This window comes from Bacillus sp. ISL-39, from assembly GCF_018613295.1.
In the GTDB taxonomy this organism is placed as follows: domain Bacteria; phylum Bacillota; class Bacilli; order Bacillales; family Cytobacillaceae; genus Mesobacillus.
Genome location: NZ_JAGGQM010000001.1, coordinates 251394 through 277920, shown reverse-complemented (window position 1 = coordinate 277920; position 26527 = coordinate 251394). Strand labels below are relative to the sequence as shown.

Annotated in this window: 25 protein-coding genes and 1 tRNA gene; 7 read left to right on the top strand and 19 right to left on the bottom strand. The window is 39.5% G+C overall.

All coding sequences use genetic code 11. The annotated features are described in order from the left end of the window. Positions 1 to 32: 32 nt before the first annotated feature. On the bottom strand, positions 33 to 632 hold the full coding sequence (locus J7E37_RS01355; RefSeq protein WP_215021952.1) for a hypothetical protein: 600 nt from the start codon (positions 630 to 632) through the stop codon (positions 33 to 35). A 140-nt stretch (positions 633 to 772) separates the two neighbouring features. On the opposite strand from J7E37_RS01355, the gene J7E37_RS01350 reads away from it, so the two are divergent. Continuing rightward, entirely contained in the window at positions 773 to 1090 is a 318-nt protein-coding gene (locus tag J7E37_RS01350; protein WP_215021950.1) for a helix-turn-helix domain-containing protein, read from the top strand. A gap of 129 nt (positions 1091 to 1219) precedes the next feature. Here J7E37_RS01350 and J7E37_RS01345 read toward each other — a convergent pair whose 3' ends face one another. The 4 genes from J7E37_RS01345 to J7E37_RS01330 all read right to left on the bottom strand — a co-directional run bounded on the left by J7E37_RS01345 (position 1220) and on the right by J7E37_RS01330 (position 7871). Next, positions 1220 to 2353 (bottom strand): GIY-YIG nuclease family protein, encoded by a 1134-nt coding sequence (locus J7E37_RS01345; RefSeq protein ID WP_215021948.1) that lies wholly within the window; start codon positions 2351 to 2353, stop codon positions 1220 to 1222. Continuing rightward, positions 2343 to 4268 (bottom strand): DEAD/DEAH box helicase, encoded by a 1926-nt coding sequence (locus tag J7E37_RS01340; protein WP_215021946.1) that lies wholly within the window; start codon positions 4266 to 4268, stop codon positions 2343 to 2345. The genes J7E37_RS01345 and J7E37_RS01340 overlap by 11 nt, the downstream gene beginning before the upstream one ends. A gap of 2 nt (positions 4269 to 4270) precedes the next feature. Continuing rightward, positions 4271 to 6910 (bottom strand): class I SAM-dependent DNA methyltransferase, encoded by a 2640-nt coding sequence (locus tag J7E37_RS01335; RefSeq protein ID WP_215021944.1) that lies wholly within the window; start codon positions 6908 to 6910, stop codon positions 4271 to 4273. A 502-nt stretch (positions 6911 to 7412) separates the two neighbouring features. Further along, entirely contained in the window at positions 7413 to 7871 is a 459-nt protein-coding gene (locus J7E37_RS01330) for an ATPase, T2SS/T4P/T4SS family (protein ID WP_215021942.1), read from the bottom strand. Positions 7872 to 8005: 134 nt separating this feature from the next. On the opposite strand from J7E37_RS01330, the gene J7E37_RS01325 reads away from it, so the two are divergent. Continuing rightward, positions 8006 to 8077, top strand: a tRNA-Gln gene (locus J7E37_RS01325). 114 nt (positions 8078 to 8191) lie between these two features. Here the strand turns inward: J7E37_RS01325 and J7E37_RS01320 are convergent. After that, positions 8192 to 8545, bottom strand: a complete 354-nt coding sequence (locus tag J7E37_RS01320; RefSeq protein ID WP_215021940.1) for a Spx/MgsR family RNA polymerase-binding regulatory protein — start codon at positions 8543 to 8545, stop codon at positions 8192 to 8194. A 193-nt stretch (positions 8546 to 8738) separates the two neighbouring features. Between J7E37_RS01320 and J7E37_RS01315 the strand changes: the two genes are divergently transcribed. Then, complete coding sequence (locus J7E37_RS01315; protein ID WP_215021939.1) at positions 8739 to 9440, top strand: helix-turn-helix transcriptional regulator; 702 nt, start codon at positions 8739 to 8741, stop codon at positions 9438 to 9440. A gap of 79 nt (positions 9441 to 9519) precedes the next feature. Beyond that, positions 9520 to 9765 (top strand): DUF2626 domain-containing protein, encoded by a 246-nt coding sequence (locus J7E37_RS01310; RefSeq protein WP_023627332.1) that lies wholly within the window; start codon positions 9520 to 9522, stop codon positions 9763 to 9765. A gap of 351 nt (positions 9766 to 10116) precedes the next feature. On the opposite strand, the gene J7E37_RS01305 is transcribed toward J7E37_RS01310, so the two are convergent. Both J7E37_RS01305 and J7E37_RS01300 read right to left on the bottom strand, forming a co-directional pair. Beyond that, entirely contained in the window at positions 10117 to 11208 is a 1092-nt protein-coding gene (locus J7E37_RS01305) for a class I SAM-dependent methyltransferase (RefSeq protein WP_214778337.1), read from the bottom strand. A gap of 171 nt (positions 11209 to 11379) precedes the next feature. After that, a complete protein-coding gene (locus J7E37_RS01300; protein ID WP_215021937.1) occupies positions 11380 to 12015 on the bottom strand; it encodes an MBL fold metallo-hydrolase in 636 nt (211 codons plus the stop codon). A 187-nt stretch (positions 12016 to 12202) separates the two neighbouring features. Between J7E37_RS01300 and J7E37_RS01295 the strand changes: the two genes are divergently transcribed. Then, the gene (locus J7E37_RS01295) at positions 12203 to 12682 is read left to right on the top strand and encodes a hypothetical protein (protein WP_215021935.1); all 480 of its coding nucleotides are present in this window, start codon (positions 12203 to 12205) and stop codon (positions 12680 to 12682) included. Between the two features lie 112 nt (positions 12683 to 12794). Beyond that, positions 12795 to 12968, top strand: coding sequence for a DUF2759 domain-containing protein (locus J7E37_RS01290; RefSeq protein ID WP_192470898.1), 174 nt, complete (start codon positions 12795 to 12797; stop codon positions 12966 to 12968). 49 nt (positions 12969 to 13017) lie between these two features. Here the strand turns inward: J7E37_RS01290 and J7E37_RS01285 are convergent, their stop codons facing one another. The 6 genes from J7E37_RS01285 to J7E37_RS01260 all read right to left on the bottom strand — a co-directional run bounded on the left by J7E37_RS01285 (position 13018) and on the right by J7E37_RS01260 (position 20570). Further along, positions 13018 to 13329: an MTH1187 family thiamine-binding protein gene (locus J7E37_RS01285; RefSeq protein WP_214778331.1), complete on the bottom strand. Its 312-nt coding sequence runs from the start codon at positions 13327 to 13329 to the stop codon at positions 13018 to 13020. Positions 13330 to 13500: 171 nt separating this feature from the next. Then, positions 13501 to 14652, bottom strand: coding sequence for a YqgU-like beta propeller domain-containing protein (locus tag J7E37_RS01280; protein ID WP_214778329.1), 1152 nt, complete (start codon positions 14650 to 14652; stop codon positions 13501 to 13503). 244 nt (positions 14653 to 14896) lie between these two features. Next, complete coding sequence (locus J7E37_RS01275; protein ID WP_214778327.1) at positions 14897 to 16786, bottom strand: LTA synthase family protein; 1890 nt, start codon at positions 16784 to 16786, stop codon at positions 14897 to 14899. Between the two features lie 272 nt (positions 16787 to 17058). Further along, positions 17059 to 18036, bottom strand: coding sequence for an ROK family glucokinase (locus J7E37_RS01270; protein ID WP_215021933.1), 978 nt, complete (start codon positions 18034 to 18036; stop codon positions 17059 to 17061). A 16-nt stretch (positions 18037 to 18052) separates the two neighbouring features. Beyond that, on the bottom strand, positions 18053 to 18259 hold the full coding sequence (locus J7E37_RS01265) for a YqgQ family protein (RefSeq protein ID WP_214778319.1): 207 nt from the start codon (positions 18257 to 18259) through the stop codon (positions 18053 to 18055). An 850-nt stretch (positions 18260 to 19109) separates the two neighbouring features. Further along, a complete protein-coding gene (locus tag J7E37_RS01260; RefSeq protein ID WP_214778317.1) occupies positions 19110 to 20570 on the bottom strand; it encodes a spore germination protein in 1461 nt (486 codons plus the stop codon). Between the two features lie 274 nt (positions 20571 to 20844). Between J7E37_RS01260 and J7E37_RS01255 the strand changes: the two genes are divergently transcribed. After that, positions 20845 to 21726, top strand: coding sequence for a hypothetical protein (locus tag J7E37_RS01255; RefSeq protein WP_215021931.1), 882 nt, complete (start codon positions 20845 to 20847; stop codon positions 21724 to 21726). Here J7E37_RS01255 and J7E37_RS01250 read toward each other — a convergent pair. The 5 genes from J7E37_RS01250 to J7E37_RS01230 form a co-directional block, all read right to left on the bottom strand. Next, entirely contained in the window at positions 21698 to 23236 is a 1539-nt protein-coding gene (locus J7E37_RS01250) for a rhomboid family intramembrane serine protease (protein ID WP_353049968.1), read from the bottom strand. The genes J7E37_RS01255 and J7E37_RS01250 overlap by 29 nt on opposite strands. 331 nt (positions 23237 to 23567) lie before the next feature. Beyond that, positions 23568 to 23765, bottom strand: a complete 198-nt coding sequence (locus J7E37_RS01245; RefSeq protein WP_214778312.1) for a hypothetical protein — start codon at positions 23763 to 23765, stop codon at positions 23568 to 23570. Between the two features lie 152 nt (positions 23766 to 23917). Further along, positions 23918 to 24868 (bottom strand): L-lactate dehydrogenase, encoded by a 951-nt coding sequence (locus tag J7E37_RS01240; protein ID WP_214778311.1) that lies wholly within the window; start codon positions 24866 to 24868, stop codon positions 23918 to 23920. Between the two features lie 207 nt (positions 24869 to 25075). Then, positions 25076 to 25864: a DUF92 domain-containing protein gene (locus J7E37_RS01235; protein WP_215021928.1), complete on the bottom strand. Its 789-nt coding sequence runs from the start codon at positions 25862 to 25864 to the stop codon at positions 25076 to 25078. After that, a complete protein-coding gene (locus tag J7E37_RS01230; RefSeq protein ID WP_214778307.1) occupies positions 25854 to 26423 on the bottom strand; it encodes a 5-formyltetrahydrofolate cyclo-ligase in 570 nt (189 codons plus the stop codon). The genes J7E37_RS01235 and J7E37_RS01230 overlap by 11 nt, the downstream gene beginning before the upstream one ends. Positions 26424 to 26527: the final 104 nt, after the last annotated feature.

Below are 26527 nucleotides of genomic sequence, written 5' to 3'. Positions count from 1 at the left end.
TGTTCATCCAAACCTCAAAAGGCGGTCTACATTTAGGCACTTGAGGATTTCCTCACCTGTGTGACTTTAAAAGAAAGCACCTTAAATCGACCAAACCCATTAGTACGATTATCTCCTATACCAACAAACAATCCAGCATCATGACAAACACTTTCTAAGAGTTCTTTGTTAATTAGAGAACTTTCCCAAATTATTATGAATGAGGTCCTCCAACCAACAGATGAAGCTAATCTGTAACGTATATGTCTTGAAGATGTTTTAGCCATTTTCACACTTCGTACGTCAATATAAACATCTTGAGTGGAATCTGTTGTTATTTTATCTAGATCGGTAACCTTCCGATTTTCCAAGATTAGTTTCTCTGAGGATGTTTCAAGAGTCGCTGCTAAAGTGCTCTGTAGCCCCCTTTTTGTGAACTTTGCAGCATTAATAAGACATCGATGAATGTAACTTCCGTCAACGTACAGGAAACCCTCCTTTGTAGTTTTAAAACTACTCTTCCATTCTTCAGGATTATTCCCTGCTACTCCATTTTTTTCCTTTCTCTCTAATGGAATACTTTCTGGAGAAAAACAGTTAAACAGGATTGGTCTTGTTCCTATAATTTCTACCTCTGCTTTATAAATTGCCATTGTAATCACCTCGTTTATTACTAATAGTAATATTATATCACTATAAAATATTACTATTCGTAATATAAGAAAAAACTTATTGCTTAGCAAGGTGCATAGAAGTTAGTTTTAATATATAAATTATTTTTAAAGGTGATTAAATGGATTGGGGAACTGAAAAAATAGGTTTAAGAATTTCTGAATTAAGAAAACAATTCAAAAAAACATCAGTAGAACTTTCTGAAGCTATACAAATTTCTCAACCATATCTTTCACGTATTGAGAATGGTGATTTAGCTGTACCAATAGAAGTTTTAATTAAGATTTGTTCTATTTTCAACATTACACTTTCAGAATTTTTCTCTGAGGAACTCAATCTGGATGTAAATATCAAAAACTTGGTTATATCCGCAGAGAAATTAAATAAGGAACAGATTGAAGCTTTGCAAAATTTTTTAGATACATTAAACATTAAATAAAAAGAAAAGGGACCTTGAACAATTAATTACTCAAGGTCCCTTTTCTTTATGGAATTATGTTAATAAGACAATTACTTGCTTTTCTAGCTATCTTTGGTCATCGTAGTACGAAACTAGTCTTTGCAAAAATTAATCGTAAAGGTTGACCATCATAACTATATCATCAATTACAGATTGCAACTCTTCAAGTGAAACAACAAACCATTCTTTAGGAACTAACATTTTTCCATTTGCGCCTAAAATAGATACGTCCAAATTCTTAGAAGCTAATGCGTGATGAATTGCTGTTTCAAATTTGCTCCCATTCATATTGAAAACTTGATAAGTAGATATAATCTCAACTGGAGCATAAAGATACGTTGATTCGTTCATTGCATTTCTAATGCGGTTATGTACTAAACCAGTAGTAAATCCTATTTTGTATAAATTTTTAATCGAACTAATTTTTGGATCGGTACTAAGGGATTTCAGTACATATATATAACCTGTTGAAACATCTTCTATAACAGTATCTAACAATGCTTCTTCATTATCAGTTACACGCCTACCATGTTTATATAATTCAGCTGATAGCGAACGCAGCAACATATCTGATTCAGTTCCATTTTCAAAAATACAACGGAGTCGTGCATTAACTTTCCCCTTAATCTTTACCCGATCCCCGACATTTTCCACATAAAGGAGAACTCCTTTTAGTACGTAGAAACTATTAGGGTGAATATCCTGTTCATTTTTGAATGGAACAATCCTTCTTTTACCCTCTGTTAGTTCCCTGTGACACTTCTTAAACAATCCCTCATACTTAGCAAAATCTTTCATCTTCTTACGTTTTGCCACGTATTCAGGCATTGTGGTAACCTTTTGAAGCGAACTTATATCAAAGATTGAAGAAGCCGTGTTTTTATCTCCGAGCAACTCAGATGATCCACTATTTATTATATCATCAATGGATGTAATTTTAGGAATTATGATTTCTTTTTGATTTTTTTCAAGTAATCCTAATTCGTCAAACTGTCTGAGTTGTCCTAGTCGTTCAGGGTCCTTGCGTATCCCATTTAATCGACTAGCCAGAGTTCTTTCAGTTAAGTTTGTTGGTATTTTTTGAGGTTCCCGCCCATGTTTTTTAACGAAATCAACAATTTCTAAAAACTTTTCAACTTCAGGGTTATATCGAAGTGTTGGAGCTTTTTTAGATGGTGTTGTAATTTCAGTGAATAGCAGACTGTCCATGATTTCATCAATCGAATGGTATCTATTTGCCATTTTCACGTTTTCTCCTTAAATCTTGCATATAAATTACAGCTTCTCCCATACGCCGTTCTATCGGGTCATCCGATTTTGAATCTGGTCTTCTTCCTGTTGATTGATAAAACTCTTCAACCTTTGGCCATATGAAGACAAGTTCATCTTCATCAAATACAATACGTTTTGCATCAATTGTTTCCTGTATTAATTTCAAAGTTGGTGAATTTAAATCTTTCGAAATGATTTCGAAAGCCTTTTGAAATGGATTGATTGAATCAATTAGGTTTATGTCTAAGTCCTCAATTTTTACAAACTTATCTGCCATACGAATAAATTCTCTGTTCCCAACGACTTCTGACTTAGCACCTTTAATCACAGTATCTAATACAACATGTTGTCTAACTTCTTCAATTTCCTCATCCGACAGGTTGGGGTAAACCTTTTGGATTACTTTAGGAATTAATACTTTGTTCAAAACTTTGGCATCTACTTCACCCGTAAACGTTTTTTGAACTTGCGAATCTTGCATGATTTTTGCTTTTAAATCATTTATATCATTTTCAATAATCTTTTTCACCTTTTCGGTTGATGGCTCTTTCAACCCCTTAACGAGCAATTCACCCGTCCTAGAGGACGTATCGCTATCATTACTTCTACGCTTAAATTTAAATTCAGGTGTAAGTACCTGTTCCATTAATAATGAAGCGGATATAGCTTTAAGCATTGTATTTACTGTATACGTGACTTCTTCATCTTTTGCATCGGGCTTAGCAATTAAATTTGTAAATTGAGCATGGGTTTTGTTATAACTATCCCGAGTACAACGACCAATTATTTGTACAATTTCGGTTAGCGAGCCTCGATAACCCACTGTTAAAGCATGTTCACAGAATGGCCAATCGAAACCCTCCTTCGCCATCCCAAGAGCAATAATTAGATCTAAGTCATCAAGCTCCTTAACATTGCGTAAATAAGTAACTACATTTTCACGTGCAGCTTGGTCGTCTACAAGATCGGCAATCTTCAACACTTTTCCGTCACCATGTCGCTTCACAAAGAGAATTCCAGTTTCATCATCTTGATAATCAACTTCACCTATCTTATCAAGAATCTGATTCACTTCATCATATTTATCCTTTGTTGATTCACCAGAATTTACGTTTGGAATATGAATGATTGTCTTCAAATTAGTATCCAAGACTTCATCAATTGCTGAGGTGTACTTTTCTTGATAGAAATGATACCCAATCCCAAAATCCTTTAGAAAATCATAACCGTCAAGTTGCTCATAGTACGAATACGTTACCTTTTCGAACAAATCCTCATCTTCGGGTAGAAGAATCGGAACGGAATCTCCTCGAAAATATGAGCCAGTCATCGCGATAATGTGTGCTGAAGAATTCCGCATTATACTACGGAGTAACTCCCCTAAACGAGAGTTATCATCCGCAGAGACATGATGAAACTCATCAATAGCAAGCAAACAGTTATCAAATGCTTTATCGTCAATTTTTTCGAAAGCAAACCGTAAAGTTGAGTGAGTACATATCAACACATTATCTTCGCATTCCATGAAACGAACAAAAGCATTAACTTTCGAACTATTCCCACCAGCAGCAGTTAAGTTATTTCTGGGCTCAACTTTCCAATCTGCAAAAAAACCATAACTCTTCAAATCCGTATTTTTAAAAGAAGAGCCGATAGAGCGTTCTGGAACCGCAACTATGACTTTCTTCATGCCTTGATTAATCAATTTATCTAAACCGATAAACATTAATGCTCTCGATTTCCCTGATGCGGGTGGTGCTTTAATTAACAGGTACTGTGAATCGCGTTTTCCAAATGCTCGTGCTTGCATTTCACGCATACCGTACTCATTTGTTTTTTTGCTTTGGCCAGTTTGATGATATTCAATATCTACTATATTCACCATACTCACGCCTCTCGTTCAGTCATTTGATACATTTTAAGCAAAAGTTCTAGCCGTTCCTCATCACTCTCAAAAGCTCTTTGACGATATGCTCGTTCTATAATTCCGTCTAATTTATCATGGGCTACTTTTAAATCTAAAGGCATTGTTTCAGGATTATATAACTCTGCTAATGTACCACCATGCTCTTCACGAATATCAAGAATTTCAAGTATGGTTTCTTCTATTTCATTCTTTCTCCGTGTTGAAATGGCAGGAAAAGGAAATGTATTGTAGCACAAACCAGCAGAATATCTATAATCGGTCTTTAATCTTCCAGCAACCGTTTTTACCCAAACCATATGCATCCTTGACATCAAGACACCTAATAAAAAAACTTCCGCATCATAAATCGCATAAACTGCATTAGTAAGTATTTTTTCCGAATCAACAATTCCCATTGGGATGTAATATCGATTTTCCGAAGACGTGGACGGAACAACTATTGAGAAGTTATGTGTTTCATTAATGTCCCTGAAACGATATGGCTGGTTTGCTATTCTATTAACAGAAGAATCAGTGCTTTCTTCTCTGATTTTTGTAATGTATTCCATTCTTGCATTTATAATAGGGTTTTCTTTTACCTCTTCATACTGTTGCTTATTTATCCAAAGACAGTATCTATATCCACCATTAATAAATTCAACTGCTCCGATTAATTTTTTAAAGTAACCAATTAATTCAGGATACTTAGCGATAGTATTCTCGTATTCCTCAATAGAAAAAATTAGGCCGCCTTTATCGTTTGCCTTATTTCCATATGACATTTTAGGCCATCCATTTACTGATTTGTTTTTTTTCTCAACTAAAATATTTTCTCCCTCTGCCAAGTACGCATTAATATTGTCAACAACCTTAAATCCAGTTTCTGAAAAGATTTTTTTGTTATTAACTGGTTGATAACTAAGACCAATTATTACAACGGTTACACCAGCATTATTCCTTGCACTATTTTTCCATTTGAATGAATTATATGAAAAGATGATTTCTACTTTATATTTAAAGATCTCTTTCCACAAGGTTGCTACTTGATCACCTTGTGATATAGAATTCGTAGTAACAAAAGCCAACTTCACATTGGAATTTTCTATATATCTTGCACCTTGAACAAAAAACGCTGAAATATAGTCTAGTATTTTATATCCTTTTATTCCTTTAAAAACATTAGCCATATCCTTTTTGTGTTCTGTATTTTGTCGATAGGATCCTAAATATGGAGGATTTCCAAAAACGTACACTTCCTCGTTTTTACTGTGTGGACAAATCTCATTCCAATTTATTTGTAAAGCATTAGCACAACGTATATCACCAGCAGATTGAAGCGGAAGAGTAGGACGAACCCTATCATTAAAGACTTCTTCTAACTCCGTATTCATCTGATGTTCTGCAATCCAAAGGGATAACTTTGCAACATCATGTGCAAAATCATCAATTTCAATTCCATAAAACTGATCAAGTGTTACCGACGGAAGGTACCAAATTGTTGGTGACAATTCCCTCTGTCTTAATAATATTTTTATTTCTAATCGTCTGAGCTCTTTATAAGTAATAATTAAAAAGTTTCCTGAGCCACACGCTGGATCAAAAAATTTTATCTTTCCAATACGATCATAAAGCAGGTTAAGTTTATCCATACTATCATAGGACTTTTCAAAAACTTCATACAAATCGTCTAAGAACAACGGTTTGATAACTTTCATGATATTTGGAACACTCGTGTAGTGCATACCTAAATGACTGCGGCTTTCATCCGTTGCAACAGCTTGAATCATTGAACCAAAAATATCAGGATTTATTTTACCCCAGTTTAACAATTCACCACATTCAATAATCAGCTTTCTCGATTTTGTTGAAAATTGTAATTCTTCATGACGTTCGGTGAATAACTGTCCATTTACGTAAGGAAATTCTTTAAGATAAGTTGGAGTTTCCTTCCTATCTGTCTTATCCAGCACTATAAACAAATCGGTAAAGAATTCATTTAAATCTGAACCATTTTCTTCAGTCAATGTTTTAATTGAATTCGTAAAACTGTTTCGTTTGAATATCTCGGTATCTTCAGCAAATAAACAGAAGAGCAAACGAATAAGAAACATATCTAAGCCTTTATCGCTTTCAGTAATGTTGTTCTCGTTACGAAGTACATCATATAGGCGCGCAAAGCGTTCAGCTGCTTTTATATCAGCCGGGTTTTCTTTCTCAAACTCTACTTTTTCAATTCCTTTCCAAGCAAGGAAGAAGTCGAAGTATTGAGGGAGCTCCTCAAACTTAATATCAAGAGCCTCCTGTGTCTTTGTGTCTTTCGCCAATATTCCTTCGTAATCAGTAACAAAAATGAAGCGAGGCTTGGCAGATATTTGACCCACTTGTTGTTCTACTTCAACAAATCCATTAAAAAGCTTTCCACTCATTGTTTCCTTAAACCACACCTTATTCTTCAAGTGGACCTCACCTGCTCGTTTAGCAAGATTCTGGTTCCCATTTTTCAGGCGGGTAATAGTAGCTCGAGGAATATCATAAACTTCGAGAAATTGATACAAGAAATCCGAACGATTTTCCGGTTTCACTATTTCAGCAATCTTATCTTCTAATTCAATAATCGCCATTTGATTTTTCCTCCGGCCTTACTTGGTTTAATATAATAAATAAATCTCATTTGTTAAATACTAAGGCTTATCAAAATAAAACAAGAAAGCTGTTTGAAAGACCTAACCTAACTCTATTTTTCCATGAAAAAATAAATATAATTATAAATATAATTATAACATTGGAATGACTATTTTTGGTAAGCTATATTGTTTCAACGTATACAAACCCAGTTTGATTAAAACGAAATTCAATCCTTGATTCTAATATAAAGTGTCTATTAGTTAACCTTTTATAAATAATTACTCAACACAATAAGCATTAGGTTTTTCCCTTATCATAAATTACTACAGAAAGTGTCCTTACGTGAAACTGTCTATTTTTTCAAATAAACTATCGACATGAAAAACTTCAGTGGAATTTTTTTTTCATCAATTTTTGTCCAAGTCAAAATCAGATATTTTATGTATAAAAAATCAATAACTTCAAAGGATTGTACTACTTGTACAATTAATCCACTGTTCATAAACATCCCGTCGGTCCAGTAAAAATGATCAAACCATGTGCGTGCTTTAAAAGGGAAATCAGTTTTTTTGATGTGGATGGAAATAATGAAATTTGGAAAGAAGGAGATTGATTTTGTTCGGGAAGGAGTCGAATGACCATGCTTTCGCTCTGGTAGGCTGGAAGCGTGGAGATCCTTAAGCCAATCTTCATTTCTTGGTATCGATAGGTAAAAGCACCGCTTTGAGGCCGTCTTTTTTCACCAATATCCATCGAAGCTGTGAATTTAAAGTGGGAAATGAGCCGCTCACAATCAGCCTGTTCAAGCGTATAACGGGGGAGTAGCTGATTGCCTAGCCTGAATTTAATCAGTGTGTCTTTCTCGCGAGGAATGATATGAATATCCGACGCGCCGCTTCGTAAAGCATCTTTCAAGACATTTTCCGCTAGCTGTTCAATTGATTTGACAATAATCATGCACCACCTTTTTAGTTATAGAAAAGGAATTCGCCAAACCCTCTTCTCTTCCTGCAAAAAATCGAACTTAAATATGTATAAAAAGTGACAATTCTATTTATAATAACTACCGTAGCGTTAACAAGTTATATCAGTGGGCTATAGCCAAGCGGTAAGGCAACGGACTTTGACTCCGTCATGCGTTGGTTCGAATCCAGCTAGCCCAGCTAACCTAAAAAAACGGAAGCCCTCGCTTCCGTTTTTTATGGTTTTGTGGAAATGGTTTTATTAATCCAGCTCGAGCGCTTGTCAAGCTGACCAAGGCGCTTGCGCTTTTCTTGTTACCTCGCTATTTTTTTCAAGGCATCAGGGTTAAAACCGACAATTAGCTTTTTCCCATCTGTTAAAATCGGCCGTCTAAGCAGCTTCGGTTCCTCAATGACAAGTTTGATTACCTCTGAAAGTGGCAGGTCTTCCATATCCATTCCCAGATTTTTATAGGTTTCTCCTCTTGTGGCAAGCAGTTCATCCAAGCCTTCAGTCGTCAATGATAAAATCTGCAATAATTCTTTTTTCGATGGAGTATCTTTGAACATATGACGTTCATTGAATTTCACGCTGTTAGAGACCAGCCACTTTTTTGTTTTACGGCATGATGTACAGCTAGGATAAGAATAAAACGTCAGCTCTTCCATTTAAGTTACCTCCTGGCGAACATAATTATCTTCTATACATATTGTATAACTTTTGTATAACATTTGTATACTTTTTTGTCATCATTTCGCCATTTAGTTGTGAACATTTTCTAAACATATAGTGTAAACAGTGTAAACCTTATTTTCCCCTGTATTATAATGAAGGCAAATTAGTGGGCTGAGGTGAACTAAGGTGGAGCAAACATTAAAAATTACAAGTGTTTTGTCTGACCCAACGCGTTATTATATTTATCAATACATCACAAAAAGGCATAAGGATGTTACTGTACAGGAAATCTCCGATAATTTTGATATCCATCCAAATGTAGCAAGGCTGCATTTATCAAAACTCGAAGATGTGAACATGCTGATATCCGAGACAAAAAAAACCGGCAAGGGCGGCCGTCCAAGCAGACTGTACCGCCTTTCAGATGAAGTGATCCAGCTGCACTTCCCATTCCGTGATTATCAGCTATTGTCAAAAATCGCAATGACGACAATGATGTCGCTTGGAGAAGCTGGAAAAAAAGCATTGTACATGACAGGAAAACGCTTTGGTGAAGAACTGATGGATCAAGAATTATCCCGCCATCCACAAATGTCAGCTGAAATGAAGTTTGAACATAAATTGAATTCAATCAAGAATGCTGCGACTCTTGCTGGTTTTTATCCAGAATTCGAACCTAACAGCGAAAAGACCAGGATTTACTTCCAGATCTTCAATTGTCCTTTTAAGGAAGTAGCAATGGAGCATACCGAAACAGTCTGCAATATGCACTATGAATTCTTGCGCGGAATGTTCGAATCCCTCTTTGGTGAAATCGAGCTGATCGAAAAAGAGAATATGTTCACAGGCTGTGGCTCTTGTTCATATCAGGCTGTTATTACACAATAATCAATCCTTGTTTACTTTTCACTCCACTTTACTTTATAATATGATAGTGATGGACTTGTAGGGTAAAGGAGGGATATCTTTGGATCGTATGTACAGAGTTTTAGGATTCTGGACGGGAATCTTTGCTGTCATGTTTTTCTTGGGTGACATGTATACGACGTCCTTGATTTTCTTTGGTCAAACTGGATTTTTCTTGCTATTAAGTTACTTGAAACTGTCTGAGCGTATGTACATTTACGTCTTCGGCGCATACTTAACGATTTTCTTTGCTGGATTTACTTACTGGTCAACATTTATGATGCCATTAGGCGGAACTGGACATTGATCAATTGTTACGCTCAAGTAAGAAAAGCGCAAGCGCCTTGGTCAGCCCCGACAAGCGTTGGAGGGCCGACCGGGGAAGTCGCTCTTTGACTTCATCGGGCGGACCGAAAACGAAAAGCGGTGGCGACTGCCCAACTCCGACAAGCGCTGGAGGGCCTGACAGTGAAGTCGTTCTTTGACTTCATTGGCAGGACCGAAGCGACTCGAGGAGTTAGGAGCCGCAGCTAGACAAACGTCTCGAGGGGCTAGGCGCTGGAGCTAGACACTAATCTAAGTGGAAAAATTTATACTTTCTTATGCAGTAAAAAAAGCGATGGTTATCCATCGCTTTTTTTATTTGCTTTCGCAAATACTAAAATAGTTTTTCATCCAGGCTGCCCATACCCTTTGCCTGGAGAATGACATCAAACGACTGGCTGATCCCGCCTGGGAGAATCAGGCTCCGAATTGCACGATTGCGCTTGCTGGCTTCAGAAAAAGGATTGGGATCGTGGTGTTCCGCGAGCTCATCCAATATCCCTGCAGCCATCAGGAACTCATCCTGTCTCATCTTTCGCACGAAGCTCAGGCCGTATTTTTCACCAGTGGATTTAAGCGCATCAAAATGCACATGACTTGTCAGATCCATCTCTCCCGGATGCTGCAAAACATCATGAAACATCTGGTGCTGGTAATATCCCCTCAAGCTGCCGCGCCTGCGCGATGGGTGCATCCACTCTTCCTTCGTATAACCGTAATCTACAGTCATCATGATCCCCTTCGAGAATTGCTCTGCGATCGATTTCAGGAATGGTTCATACGTAAGCGGTACCTCCATCCTTTGCCCTTCAGCCAGTTCAATTCCCTGGTCGTTTAAAAAAGCGGTAATTCGATGATCCATCACCGGAATCATGATCTCTTTTAATTCACCATTATCATGGCCAACAAAAACTTCTTTTATAACACTCTCGCTTTTTTCGACGACATGAACAGGAAAAGCATCAAATAATTCATTAGAGAAAATCAGCCCTTGTTCCATGCCTGTTCCCTCATATGCATCAGCATGAAGGACGTTCACATTTTCCAAGCCGTCCAATTCCGCTGCTTGAAGTTTTCGATGATATGGACTCGCTTCAACAATCCAATAGCTAAGCCGTTCATGACTCAGTTCATTCCAGCCTTGTATAAATGACCGGGCAAAGCGCCCATTCCCAGCTCCTATTTCACAAACAGACGGTGGCAAGCCTAGGGTTCCGGAGTTTTTCGCAAACCATTTCCCGATCAGCTTGCCAAATACATCAGCTACATTGCTCGATGTATAAAAGTCTCCCTTTTTGCCTATTTTCTGACGTTCTTTTATGTAATATCCTTCCTCCGGATGATAAAGGGCAAGCTCCATATACTCAGCATAAGAAATCATTTTTTCCGGGGAGGCTTCAATATACTCTTTGATTATTCCTTTCATAATAACTCCTTGAAAAAAAGTTTTCACTATTGACATAGTGTTTTCAATATTATATTGTTTTAGTAGTAGCTTAACTATATCCCCTCCCATGATATGAATAGAACATCCCCCAGGAAAGCCCTTCTCTTTGAGAAGGGCTTTCCTAGTTTCCTTAATCATTCTGCTCCCTTTTTAAAATCCATTTAAAAAAGGATTGGAATCCATTTCTGAACCAATGGAGGTTGTTGGTCCGTGTCCGGGAAGCACCTCTGTTTGTTCCGGCAATACAAGGAGCTTATCATGTATGCTTCTGATTAATTGATTATGGTTGCCACCTGGCAAATCCGTCCTTCCGATGCTTCCATTAAACAATGCATCTCCTGCCAGTACAAATTCCGCGTCTGGAAAATAAATCGATATACTTCCTGGAGAATGTCCAGGGGTTTCAAACACTTCGAATTTAAAGCTGCCAATTGACATGACACCTTCATCTTTTATCAAGTGGTCAGCAGGACGCACTTTGATCGGTTCATTTAGCATGAAATGCCTGGAACCATTCAAGGCAGGGTCCGACAGCCAATCCTTTTCTTTTTCATGGATATATACCTTGATTCCGTATTTATCCCTAATTCTATCCACCGCGCCAATATGATCGAAATGAGCGTGTGTCAGCACAATTGCTTCCGGTTTTAGCTCAAGCTGTTCAATCACTGTTGCCAGCTTTTTCGGATTGTCACCTGGATCGACAATCAGGCAAGATTGTTTTTCATCATATACAATATAGCAATTTGTTTGTAAAGGACCTAGGGGAATCTGTTTCCATTTCATCAAAAATAGCCTCCAGCTTCTAGTGGTATTATTCATATATTTATTTTACACTATTGTCAGGCAAGTTTTCAGGATTTGCGAATGAAAAGCTTATGAGCCTTGGTGAACTTAAGGCAAGGGCTTAAGTCGAATTACGGGATTCTGAACATATATGTGTTCTTCAATAAAAAACGGAGGAGGTTGTAAAGTGCAAATTTTCATTGGAATTGAGGCCAACTCAATACTTTCCGAACTGACTGAATTTGAACAATTTCTTCAATCAGCCGTCCCTCCGCATCTTGTCCATGGACATATTTATATTTACGGGCAGCAAAAAATGGCAGATGCAGCTTCAGAATTACTGTCAGAAGCCGACCTCCTTGAAGAAACACATCAACTGATAAAAGTGAAAGGAACAGCTGGTGCCGGTTTTTACGATTATGGATTCTCTGCAGGACCTGATACTTATTTGTACTCTAATGATCTGTCAGCCTTCAGGTTTACAGCAGGCGGTAACACCCAGATTGAAATGGCTCTTATTCAGTTGGAAGAACATCTTGTTTATACGTCCGCAGAAGGGATTTATTTTACGATAGACCATTATACTGACCTTGTGATGGGTATAGTAAAGGCATATAAGGTGAAAGTTGAGTTTTTAGACCTCGACAAATGGTGTAAAAAAATATAAAATATAAAACGAGTGTATGCTTGTCATTACATAACAGGCTGCCGCCTAAATTTCAATCAACTAATTCAACAAACAGGCTTAATGTCTGCCTAATTATGAAGGGGGCTTTATCATGGGATTGGCAATTATCTTCGCTTTAGTCACACTGCTTGCCGGTTATGCAACTTTCTCGGCGCTTAAAAACAAAAACATTCTTGGAATCGTCTTTGGTGGAGGAACTTTCTTAGTTATTGGCTGGTTCACAGTCATGACGGTCCTTAACTCTGGATTCCCTACAGCGCACTAATTTGAGACACGGAAAAAGACCACCCATGGGTGGTCTTTTTCATTCACTTCTATTTCAATAATTCATTTACCCTGTCTACCTTATCCTGCATCCTTCTTTTCACATCACGCCTGTCGTCAATCCGGATATTTGTGGCTACTCTCTGGATCCCGGCATTGAAAGGTGCTTCGTGGATTGCCTGGATCACCTCAAACAAAACGGGCAGTTCTCCTTCAATCAAAGTGTTCATTGGCGTAAGTTGATATTGGATTTCGCCCCGTTCCTCATACTGCTTAAGAATTTTTTGGATATCTGCTACATAAGAACTCACGCTTGGCGTCTGAGTTCCGATTGGTATAACTGTTACATCGACGATTGCCATTAAAATCTCTCCTTGCAAAATCAATTAGTAAGGCTCATTTCGTTAGCTTCATTGCTAGCTCAACCCGCTACAAAGGCAATTATTATTAAAAAGTTCCTTGAAAAGAAACCCGGTACCTTTAATAAAGCGACAACTGGAGCATGTGCTACATAGCAAAAACAAAAACAGCCATTAGTAAACGAGGTTAAAAATCTCGTTTGTCTTGATATTCAAGACTTTTTCGAGCTGGAAACCATAAAGGCACATCTCCCCGGAAGGTGAGCAGGAAAGTGGTTCATTGGCCAACTCGTTAAACACAACTTCCTCTTTTTTGGTATCTATATGATAACGCATCAAGTTAAATCCACCCTCATAAAGGTCAGCATCTCCCTGACTGTCTGCTCTCAAATAGATAAAATCCTTCCCATTTCCCATTAAATCATAAAAAGGAACGACCCATCCAGAAAAAGAGGTTAACAGCGGCGCTGTAAATTCTGCGACCGGTTTGCCTCCATCCCTGATGAATGTATACAATCCCTCTTCCGCATCATTCACTTTGACAGTCATTAAATACGGCCCAAAGGAATCGAACTGGTATACATCTTCATGCAAGGTTACAATCTTATTTTCCTTAAGAGATAACGAATTTAATGGTGCCGTAAGAGACATCCCTTCTTCTTCCCATTCCTGATAGACAAGAACATCCTCGGATATCCATCTGACAAAGGGCTCGGGAAGTTCGACGTCTTTGAGCTTATTGTTCCTTAAATCAAGCAAATAACTGCTGAAATCCCAATCTGCCGTAAAAGAAGAGATCATTAATAAATTTTCATCGAATGGGTTCCACTCAAAAGTTATATCATATGATTGAATGCTGGTAGAATACATCTCTTCACCTGACAAATCAATAATAGTCAGGAGTCCTTCTTCTGATGCACCGCTATGGATCAGCACCTTGGTTCTTTCTGGACTTGGTACCGCGTTAATGATTGGCTGCGCACTTGTATATAGCAATGTTGCCTTTCCAGATCCAAGATTGTAGGAATATAATAAGGAAGTACTTTCTCCTTTATTTGTAATATAGAGGATTTCAGAATCACTAAGCCAGCCTGCTGATTTATAGAATTCCTCCTGCTCGCCAATACGAATCGGAATCACATCCACTCCCAAAAACGAAGGAGCAGGGAGTTCCTTCATCCTTTTCAAACTATGACCAGCTCTTTCATGCAATGAACCTTCAAGTTGCTGAGAGCAGCCAGAAAATATTGATGCAGAAGTGATGATGATCATCATCACCCAAATAACATAAGGTGTATGATATGTACTTACCTTATTGCTCTTCACCTCTACACCCCCATTTTTAACCATGTATATATCTGTACGTTAGAAACCTGTAAATGTTTCAATGAATTATGAAAAATCAGCAAAAACAATCATTATACATTACCCTCTTTTTTTAAAAGCCAAAAACCAGCTATTATGCACTATGTAATATCTCATTGATTCAGGCAAATTACTACTCTTATTTTATAACTTCCATAATAAAAATCCTGCACCCATAATATTAAGGTGCAGGTTTTACAGAATTTCACTTATTGGATTTAGGGGAACCATTTTCTTTGTTTGCATCTTGCTCGTCATAAAATCTCAGCAAGTCTCCATAAATGATTTTATCGGAGAACTCAAGCTCGTTCTTTGCTTGTTCAAAGAAAGGCTCACAAGCTGCTTTGTCAGTCGGCTCGCCAGTTGTCTTATCGTAGCAAGTTTCTCTTGTGAATACATAATCCTTTGTGATGAAGCTGCCATCTCGCAAAACAGCGAAATCACGTCGATTCTTCGAGAATAGATCGGACCCAAAATCGATGTTATTTTTAGTGTCGATTCCCAGCAGGTGAAGGATGGTCGGCTTTAGGTCAATCTGTCCGCCAACCGTAGTCATTGTCTTGCCCTCATGGCCAGGAATGTGGACGATCAGCGGCACTTGCTGCAGCTGAGTGCTTTCAAAAGGCGTAATTTCCTTGCCTAGATATTCACCCATCGCCTTATTATGATTCTCCGAGATCCCATAATGGTCACCATATAAAATGATGATGGAGTCTTCGTAAAGTCCCTCATCTTTCAAATCTTGTATAAACAGCTTAAGAGCCTCATCCTGATAACGAACAGTTGGGAAATAATTATTGACTGTCTTATCATTTGACGTATATGGTTCGATAAGGCGGTCTTCCTCATTCAGTTCGAATGGGAAATGGTTCGTCAATGTAATGAACTTAGAATAGAATGGCTTCGGCATAGCCTTCAAGTGGTCAACGGATTGTTGGAAGAACTCAATATCTTTCATGCCCCAGCCTACTGAATTTTCTTCTTCCACTTCATAATCAGGCAGCGAATAGAAGCGCTCGTATCCCAGTGATTGGTACATGATATCACGGTTCCAGAAGCTCTTGTTATTCGCATGCAGAGAAGCAGTGAAATATCCGTTTTCATTCAAAATTTCTGGTGTTGCTGTATATTCATTTCCGGAGTGCGTAAAGAATACTGCACCTCTGCTTAATGGATACAGTGAATTCTCAACCAGGAATTCAGAATCTGAAGTCTTTCCCTGACCAGTCTGATGATAGAAATTGTTGAAGTAATAACTTTCTTTTATGAAATCGTTCAGGAAAGGTGTAATTTCTTCTCCATTTACAGTCTGGTCTATGACAAAATCCTGTGTGGATTCCATGGAGATAAGTATCACATTTTTCCCTTTTGCAGCACCAAACATCTCATCGTCCGGGGGTAAATAATTTGCACGAACATAGTTGTCGATGTCAGCGAGCTCACTGCCATCAGCCATTGCTCTCTGTGCGGATGACTTCGATTGAAGGAAAGCATCATATAAGTGGTAATTGTATGTTCCGATATTTTTTACCAGCATTTCTCTGTCGAAAGTTCTCGTTAACAGCTGCGGACGCTCAGTTTCAGCCATTCCAAGATTAAAGAATGCAATCGCGATCGCCACAAGGAAGAAAGCTCTGCGGTCCACTTTGGAGTACTCGCGGAATACTATTATATTTGGCTTGATTTTTAATAAAATGGCCAACACGAGCAAATCAGCAAAATAAAACAAGTCACTTATATTGATTAATTCGGTGACACTGCTGCCCAAATCACTCATATTACTCGTTTGGAAAAGCACAGGAATCGTCAGGAAGTCATTGAAGAAACGGTAAAATACTACATTAGCGAACAAGACTGCGGAAACTATGAAACTTGTTATCAAAATGTAGCGTTTCTGGGCCTTTTCCTTCATGAACATGCTGATTCCCAGGATGACCATCAAGAAGCTTAAGGGATTCATGAGCAGAATGATTTCCTGTCTCCAGTTTTCAATTTTTATATCAAAGCTAGTTTTATAGGCAATATAAGTCTTTAGCCAAAGCAGGATTGTCGCAATCGCAACAATAGATGCTTTAGTCCAGGTATTTTTCTTCATTTGCTTGTTACCTCCCTGTCAAAAATAACAGATATGGGAATTTTTAGGTTATTTTTTCCACTTGCTCAAGAATCAAAGATAATCTTAATACTTTTTTTTCTAAAAAGCAAACAAAATCAAAGTAAAAAACCATAGACCAATTACTGTGATTTTCCACTATTTTAGACGAAATAAACCTATAAAAGTTTCAGGAATGTCCAAATTCCGAAAATTGAAACTTTATACACATAAAAAAACAGGGAGTATTCTCACAGAAAACTCCCTGTTACCAGTTATTCTTGCCCAATTTTGTTCTTGACCAGCCATGCTGCGCCAATCACACCTGCATCATTTCCCAATGTGGCGATACTGATTTCAGTTGATTGTGCTACTCGAGGAAAAGAGTTGCGCAAAAATTGTTCTTTTATTGGATTGAGAAGGATATCACCAGCTTTTGAAACTCCGCCCCCTAGCACGATTTTTTCCGGATTCAGGGTATTGGCGATATTTGCAAGTGCAATACCTAAATGCAAAGCCACTGAGTCAACGACCTTCAGCGCCAATGAATCGTTTCTTTTGGCAGAATCGAAAACATCTTTAGCTGTAACATAGCCTGTCTCCTTATAAACTGCTGCCAGTTCTCCATTTGAAGCTTCTTTGTTCAAGGCTTCAGTGGCAATCCTGACAATTCCAGTTGCGGATGCAATTGTTTCAAGGCACCCTGTTTTACCGCAGTTACACGGCGCTCCACCTTCAGCCAATGAAGTGATATGGCCTATTTCACCAGCCGCACCGCTTACCCCGTGAACGATATCACCATTCGTGATCACACCGCCGCCTACCCCTGTCCCCAGGGTGACACATACAAGATCCTTGGCGCCATTTCCTGCACCTTTCCACATTTCCCCCAGTGCCGCACAGTTAGCATCGTTATCGATTACGGCCGGAAGCGAGGTTTCGACTTCAAGCAAGTCTTTCAAAGGATAAGGTTCTTTCCATCCAAGGTTCACTGCTTCAAAAATCACACCAGTCGCAAGATCCACTGGACCAGGAGCACCCATGCCGATTCCGATGATTTCACTCTTTGAATGACCTAATTCCTCGAGTTTCGCATCAATCGCCTTAGCAATATTAACGGTAATATTCTTCCCTCCGTCTGAGACATCTGTTGGGATCTCCCATTTATGCATAATTTCACCGTACATGCTTATGACAGCAAGTTTGGTTGTTGTACCTCCTAAATCTACACCTACAAGCCATTTCTCAGCCATTTTCTGTCACCTTTTCTCATTTGCGTTTTTTTTCTGTTTCCATCCGGATTTCCTGGCGTAAAAGCAAAATCGCAGTCTGGTAGTCTTTTGTCTCAATCAATTGGGAATTATAAAGTTCTTTCAGTTCGGCGGTCATGAGTTCTAAATCCGCCACTCTGTCACCTATGTAAATAATTGTCCCGAATTTTTTCAGGAACTGCTGGATGTCATAAATCGTTTTCAATGTAATCCCCTCAATGTTTGTGAAAATTAGAGCATGTTTCCATTACTTAAGTATAAAGGATACTCAATGCCTCCTCAAGTATGCTGGAGAAGATTTTATGACAAATACGAAAGCGTTTTATGCGTTTGTTAAGATTTTCGAAATCATGCTTAATATGATTAGCACCGAATGTACCTTATGTGTTTGGATTACCCTTCATAAGGGTACGATTCTCGCTTAATTGTACCCTTATAGACTGTAATTGCCCTTCATAAGGGTACGATTCTCGCTTAATTGTACCCTTATAGACTGTAATTGCCCTTCATAAGGATACGATTCTTGCCTAATTGTACCCTAATAGACTGCGTTTGCCCTTCATAAGGGTACGTTTCTCGCCTAATTATACCTTTATATACTGCGTTTGCCCTTCATAAGGGTACGTTTCTCGCTTAATTGTACCCTTATAGACTGTAATTGCTCTTCATAAGGGTACGATTCTCGCTTAATTGTACCCTTATCGAATGGGCTGCACCTTCATAAGGGTACGATTCTCGCCTAATTGTACCCTTATCGAATGCGTTTGCCATTCATAAGGGTACGATTCCCACATAATTGTACCCTTATAGACTGTAATTGCTCTTCATAAGGGTACGATTCTCGCTTAATTGTACCCTTATAGACTGCGTTTGCCATTCATAAGGGTACGTTTCTCGCTTAATTGTACCCTTATCAAATGCGCTGCACCTTCATAAGGGTACGATTCCCTCCAAATATAGCTCTTTTTTTCGATAAATAAAACACCTGACAATGCTGTCAGGTGTTCAGATTGTATACAAACTCTATTGAAATGTACAAGTGCTGCTCTTCTATCTTACCGATCTGGATCCTGCGGTTTCAATATCCGCGGCCTTCTATTCTTTAGTGGAATGGGTGACCGGACGAGGACGTCGCGGAACGCCCTCGGGTTGAAAGGAATGAACGGCCACAAGTAAGGTACACCGAAGGATTTCATTCTTGCGAGCAAGATGATGAACAGCACGATCCCAATCAGGAATCCGTATAGTTGGAATGCTGCAGTCAATATAAGCAGGAATATCCTTACAAGCCTGTTTGCCAGGCTCATTTCATAACTTGGAGTTGCGAAGGTTCCAATTGCCGCGATTGCAAGGTAAAGGATGACTTCATTTGTAAGAAGGCCAACTTCGACCGCCACTTGCCCAATCATCAAGGCAGCGACAAGGCCAAGCGCCGTTGCCAGGGAGGTCGGTGTATGAATCGCGGCCATCCTGAGTATATCGATTCCAATTTCAATTAGGAAAAACTGTAAAAACAAAGGGATTTGACCAGGATCATTCGGGCCAATAAAGGCCATCTTTTCAGGCAGCAAATCGGGTTTGACTGCGAACAGATACCATAAAGGAAGCAAAAACAAAGATGCCCAAACAGCCATAAACCGTACCATTCTCAGATATGCACCGACAAGCGGTTTATTTCGGTACTCCTCGGCATGCTGCAAATGATGCCAAAAGGTTGTCGGAGTAATCAGGACACTGGGTGATCCATCAACAATGATGCAGACATGCCCTTCATACAAATGGGTTGCCGCAGTATCTGGCCGCTCTGTATACCTCACTGTGGGAAATGGATTCCAATGCTGTCCCGAGATAAACTCCTCGATTGTTTTCTCCCCCATCGGCAATCCGTCCGTATCAATCTTACTGATGGAGTCCTTTACTTTCTTGACCATTTCGGGATCAGCAATATCTTCTATGTAACAGACCACTATATCGGTTTGCGACCTCCTGCCTACCTGCTGATACTCCATTCTTAAAGTGCGGTCACGGATTCTCCTTCTTGTAAGCGCAGTATTGAAGACCAATGTCTCCACGAACCCGTCTCTCGAACCTCTTACTACCCTTTCTGTATCTGGTTCCTGCGGTCCTCGGACAGGATAGGTTCTTGCATCGATCAGGATGATTTCCGCGACTCCATCTACCGCTAGTGCCGTTGGGCCGGCCAACACCATATCCGCTACCTTATCAAGATCGTCAGTCGTTTCTACCTCTACATAAGGTATGTACGTCTTGACCAGCTTCTTGAGGGTTTCCACGTCCAATGCTCCTGGCTCAAGCTTCGCCAGTAATTGCATGATATAGAGCAGGATATCATCTTTTACAAATCCATCAACTAGAAACAATGCCATTTCTCTGCCAGCGTACTCGACGTCCAGCTGGATGACATCAAAACTTTTGCCAATTCCGAGTTCTTCTCTTAAAAACTTAATATTTTCTTTTAGGTTCTCATGTACGGGATGCGTTACTTTTTCTGCCATATTAACCAAACACCTTTCATTATGGCTCTTTTATAAACTTTGTTGTTATATCCAAAGAGCTTATCGCAGAGCTTGATCAGGAACGAATTGAAAAGAGAACTTAGCAATTATTGCGTGAGCAGTCAGTCAAATAAAAGCTGCCCAGTATTTTCCTGTCCACTTCTTTCACCATCTTAGACAAATAAAGAGAAAATCATACTTAATTGCATGTGTTCAGGACAAGTATCATATAGTGGTTATACCGACTCCTGACAATATTGAAAAGGGTGAGCTGATGAAAAAGTTTTTATTTTTGGGTATTAGTGCACTGGCTTTAGCAGTCTCTGCTTTGATGATCCAGCTTCAGAATATTAACAGTACGGAGGAGACCATCACTTTCTTCCCATTGAATGATGCAGTAAAGTATAAAAGCGCAAGCACGTCGTTAACGTTACAAAAAGATAAAAAGAATAATAAACATGTAGTTGATTGGAAGGTACAGTCAACTTTGGACCAGGATGCATACTTGAGACAGGATATGGGGCTCTTGTTTGTAAATGGTCTATTGAAAGGAAAGTTTGCCAAGTGGGAGCAGGAGACAGCGGATTTAGAGCAGCAAGATTTCATTTCACACGGGGAAAGCGCAAAATATGACGCCATCACTTTTCATTATTCGGAACTTCATGGTGACGGGGATAGAATCACAAGCTCGCAGAGGATGTCTGATGATATGCTATATGTAATTGATTCTCCTTTCAGCCCACTTCAGTCCTTTTCGGTCGCTAAAAGCAAACAGGAGAAAGAATGGAAGAAAGTTCTTGACCAGAGCGTAAGTAACACTCTTACTAAAAGCTTAAGCAAGGCAGAAAAAAAGTATAAGTTCAAAGCAGTGAATTATATAACTGTACCGCTCGATACAATCAGACAGTACGAAGACCAGCCTTTAAAAGGTTTTACACAAAAGGAAACTGCCAATATTCTCGGGAAGCTCTGGGAAGGATTATATAAAAATTATTACCTGGGCATAAAAAAAAGCGATGGCACTGTCGTTGATCCGTTTGACAGTACCATGCCTATGATTCTGGTTTCAAGAGATAAAAGCCATCTGCTGGTTGTGACACAAACTGCTACTGGTGAGAGCATCGTACTTAAGCAGCTTCTTCAAGGTAGCGATTGATCTGCTCAAGTGTAGTACGGTAACTTTCCTGCCCTGGATTTAACTCTACCGCTTTTTCAGCATAAATTTTGGCTTCCTTCAGGCTTTTTTCATCGAAATAAATCAGGGCCAAATTATAATAGGCTTCGTGGAAATCAGGAGCCATTTCAATCACCTGAAGAAGATTGCTTTTGGCATTCTCAAGCCTGGCCAGCTTGATTTCGGTATAGGAAAGCATAAATAAGGATTCGGCCGAAAGTGTTTCCAGCTGGCGATAATCTGTAAGCAGCTCATTGGCCTGCTCATACTCTTCCTCTTTTATATGCTGTTGTGCAAGAACCAATATTGATCTTTCATCTACTAAATTAGCTTTGCCGCTGAAACCATACTGCAATGATAAAAAAATGGCCGCAACGGAAATAACCAGGAATGCTCCTTGAAGCATGGGGCGTTTCTTCTTGGGAAGGTGGAAAATACCTGCCGAGGCAAACCCTCCAACAAGCCCTCCTATATGGCCTGCATTATCGATTCCGGGAATGGTAAAGCCAAAAGCAAGGTTGATGCCAAGGACTACAAGAATATTCAGTCCCAATGTCCTCCAAAAAAGCCTTGGCTTCGCGACACCAAAATAAAGTAAAGCGCCAAAGCAGCCAAAAATCGCACCGCTCGCTCCTGCAGAAAGATTCGGGCTGAAGATGAAGCTGGCCAGCACACCGCTAAAGCCAGAAAAGGTATATATAAACAAAAACCTCAAATTGCCGTAAAGCCGTTCAACCATCGTTCCTAAATAGTATAAAGCGAGGGTATTCATGAACAAGTGGAGCAATCCAATGTGGATGATAATCGGTGTGAAAAAGCGCCACCACTCTCCCTCAAGTATCAGCGGGTTGAACTTCGCACCGAATTTTATCAATGTTGATGTATCTGTGCTTCCTCCTGCTGCCTCAAGAACCAAGAACATCAACACCTGCACAATAATAAATAGGTAGGTAAAAAAGGGCTTTCCATAATTAAATACGGATTGCTCTTCTTTAGCTCGGCCAACTGCACTGGAGAGGGCATTTTTTTTAGTGGACTCTACATCATTAACAGAAAATTCCTCTGCCAGCTCAATCCCTATAGCACCATCAAACCGGTTTTCTATTTTGCTTATTGCTTCAGACGCATTTGCTCGTTCTACTACTATGGAATCGACCGTTACCTTTCCATTTTCCGAAAGGACCGGTTCGGCGATCCTGAACTCATAATCATCTACTGGGGGATACGCACTAAAGTAAAGATTAAGAATCTTCAAGTTTCCTTTAGCCAGTTTCCTGCGGATTCTGTCACCATTCTCCGCAGCCATTCCGATATCGCGAAGCAGCCAGTTGCTCCAATCAAGATTATATTGCAGCAGGCGAACAACCTGCGAATGCTTGTTTTCTGTTTTTTCCAGCCACAGCTCTCCATGTTCCTGCGATAGCTGGAGGATACGATACTCCTTCTTCACAATCAGGAATTCCGCGACCTTCCAAAACAAATACTCTTCCAAAAAAGCCAACTTCTCCCCTACTTTCCTGCTCCGGTCCCAGCCGTTAATATGTATTTTATCTTTCCTCTATATAATGATTATAAACTAAAGCTTCATCACCAAGATATTAATAGCCCTCCGAAACAGAAAAAGACCCGACAAGGTCTTTTACTGAGGCTCTTTTCGTAAACGTTGCAGCTTTCTCAACAAGAGTAAAAAAACCGGCACCTGGGTTTTTACAAGTATGACCGTAAATTTCCATTAGAAATATCCTCGAAATGAGCCCCGATACCTTTATTAATTCGAATACTTGTATAGGTTCGAAAAGCAACAATCAATGCGATAACAGCCTTTACTGAAACTCTGAAGGTCCTGAGAATAATGAATCCATCATTTTGCTTCTAATACCAGGCATGCCCATGATTGAACCCACAGCCACCCGGCGTAAAAACCTGTTGCCAAGTAGCATATTCATGAGCCGGTACCTATTCTCAAAAACAAAATATCCTGCCAGTCCAAGCATGAAGATAGAGACCATTTTCCTTACCATATAAATCCCTCCCTTTTTATTTTGGCAATATATCCAACTATTTATCCACCCGTCTTTAAAATACTGCATCAAAAGATGTATATATAATAGAAGAAAGCGGTTACATAACAGTGAATAAAATAATGGGCTGCAGTAATCAGCAGCCCATTTTTCTATCCTTTTATGACAGGCTCCATGACTTTCCTTAACACTTCTACAGAATGGGCAAATTTCTTTTGTTCATCTTCATCCAGGGACAGTTCGACAATTTCCCGGATGCCGTTGCGATTGACGATAGCTGGAACTCCGATATAGATATCTTCATGGCCATATTCACCGCTTAGGTGTGCTGAAACTGTCAAAATCGAGTTTTCATCCTGGAGAATCGCTTTAGTCAACCGGACAAGACCCATGGCAATTCCATAATAGGTAGCACCTTTACGCTGGATGATATGATAGGCAGCATCACGTACATTCGTAAAAATTTCCTCGAGGTCATCGTGCTTATAATGCTCCTGGTCTTTCATCATTTTGGCGATCGGCTTACCGCCTATGTCAGCATGACTCCATACAGGCAATTCCGTATCACCATGTTCACCTATGATATAGGCATGGACGTTCCGGGTATCTACTTTGAAATAGTCTCCTAGCAAGAAGCGGAATCTTGCGGTATCCAGTATTGTCCCTGAACCTATTACGCGTTCTTTTGGCAGGCCGGAGTATTTCCATACAGCATATGTGAGGATATCGACAGGGTTAGTTGCGACAAGAAAAATCCCGTCAAAACCGCTGGCCATGATTTCATCGACAATGCTTTTAAAAATTCTAGAGTTCTTTTCCACAAGATCGAGCCTTGTTTCTCCTGGTTTTTGATTGGCTCCTGCACATAGCACAACCAAATCTGCATCTTTGCAATCAGCATACGAACCAAACCAGATTTTCGTCTGGGAAGGAGCAAACGCCATACCATGGTTTAAATCCATTGCGTCCCCTTCTGACTTTTCCTTGTTAAGGTCAACAAGCACTAACTCTTCAGTTACTCCCTGATTGACCATCGCAAATGCGTAACTTGAACCAACGAAGCCTGTTCCAACCAGGACAACACGGTTTACATGATTTTTCATCTAGATACCACCTTGTTTAATTTACTCGTTAATTAGATTGTACTTTTTCTTTGCAGCTGAATATAGGGCTAATAATCTTAGTAAACGTTATCATTATAAACATTTTGTTACATTTCAATTCTATAAGTTTAGCCTTGATTGGAGCTTCTATGTCTGGATCACTTCATAACCAATAAACCAGAAGAACGAACAAAGTTTCTGATTGTTTTAAAGGATGTTATATAATGCCATTCCCATAATAGCCACAGTAAGACCTGAGATAAAATTAACAGCGTCGTTGTTTATTCTGCTAAAGCCTGATATCTGTTTAGTTGGAATGGAGCAATGGGTCAATTTTTCAGTAGGCAAATGACAGCGGACACATTGGAATCCTGCCTGAAGGTAGGCACCAAGCAATGTATCCAGCAACGACCCTGCCAATCCGAAAATAAATACCAGGATTACCCAGACAGGTTCCACACTCAACATGTAACCAGCGATTAAAGCGATTACCAGGGAACCAGCTGCAGATGCTAATGTTCCATATCCTGAAACTGCACCCGAGGTTCCACTTGGCACCCTTTTAAAGGATTTGATCGATACTGGCTGCTGTTTGCTTAACACGCCCAGTTCTGAAGCCCATGTATCTGCATTGGCACTGGCGATGGAGATTGCAAGTACCATGAGCCAAACCGGGTCGGGTGCAATAAAGTTTGCAAGACCCGCTAATGCTGCAGTTCCCCCATTGGCAGCTACCTGGGCCCAATCCCTTGCCGACCCTTTCTCATGCAATTCACCCAGGTGTTCCTTTCGTTTGCTTTTATACCTTGACAGCAAGCTCGAGGTAATAAAGAAAGCCCCCATCAATAGAAGTCCCCTTAAACCGAAACCGGCCCATATGAACAATCCGGTAAAAAAAGCGGCAAAAGCTCCCGATGGTTTCAAAAATTTAAAATATCCTGAAGATGCCGAGAATATTGCGATAAATCCAATTACCAAGAGCTGGTCAGTCTCCAATGATGATAACTCCCTCGCTGGTGATGATTTTTTTCACAGCGATATCATGGCTTTCAACGGGAACTTGAGAAAGAATCTGGTCTTTAAACGCCAGAGAAACCGTTTTTCCCCGATAGTTTGCCAGAAAACGGTCATAGTATCCTCCACCGAACCCAAGCCTATAGCCGTTCTTTGAAAAAGCGAGTCCTGGGACGACCACTAAGTCTATCTCATCAGAGTCTACTGGATTCGTTTCGGAAACAATCGGCTCCAATAAACCATAGTAGACTGATTCAAGTTCAGAAAATTGCTTCAGTTCCCTGAAATCCAATTTTCGTGACTTCGGTTCGCATTTTGGAACGACCATCCTTTTCCTCTGCTCCCAGCCCTTCCTGATGATTTGAAACGTATCTACTTCCGGAGCTTTCGAAACAGTAACCGCCACTGTTGAAGCTTCCATCCATTCGTCACTTTTAAATAGCTGCTGTGCAATCTTGTAAGACTGGTCTTCATATTGAGGCAGGCTAATCTCTGATAACATTGCTATAATGTTCTTTCTCAGATCTTTTTTTGCATCCATTCATGCTTCCCCCCAAAGGTTATAGGCTATTTTATGTATTGATCTCTGCACATCTGTATGAATTATATATTTTAACAATACCATTCCTGCCAGCATCGGAGAAA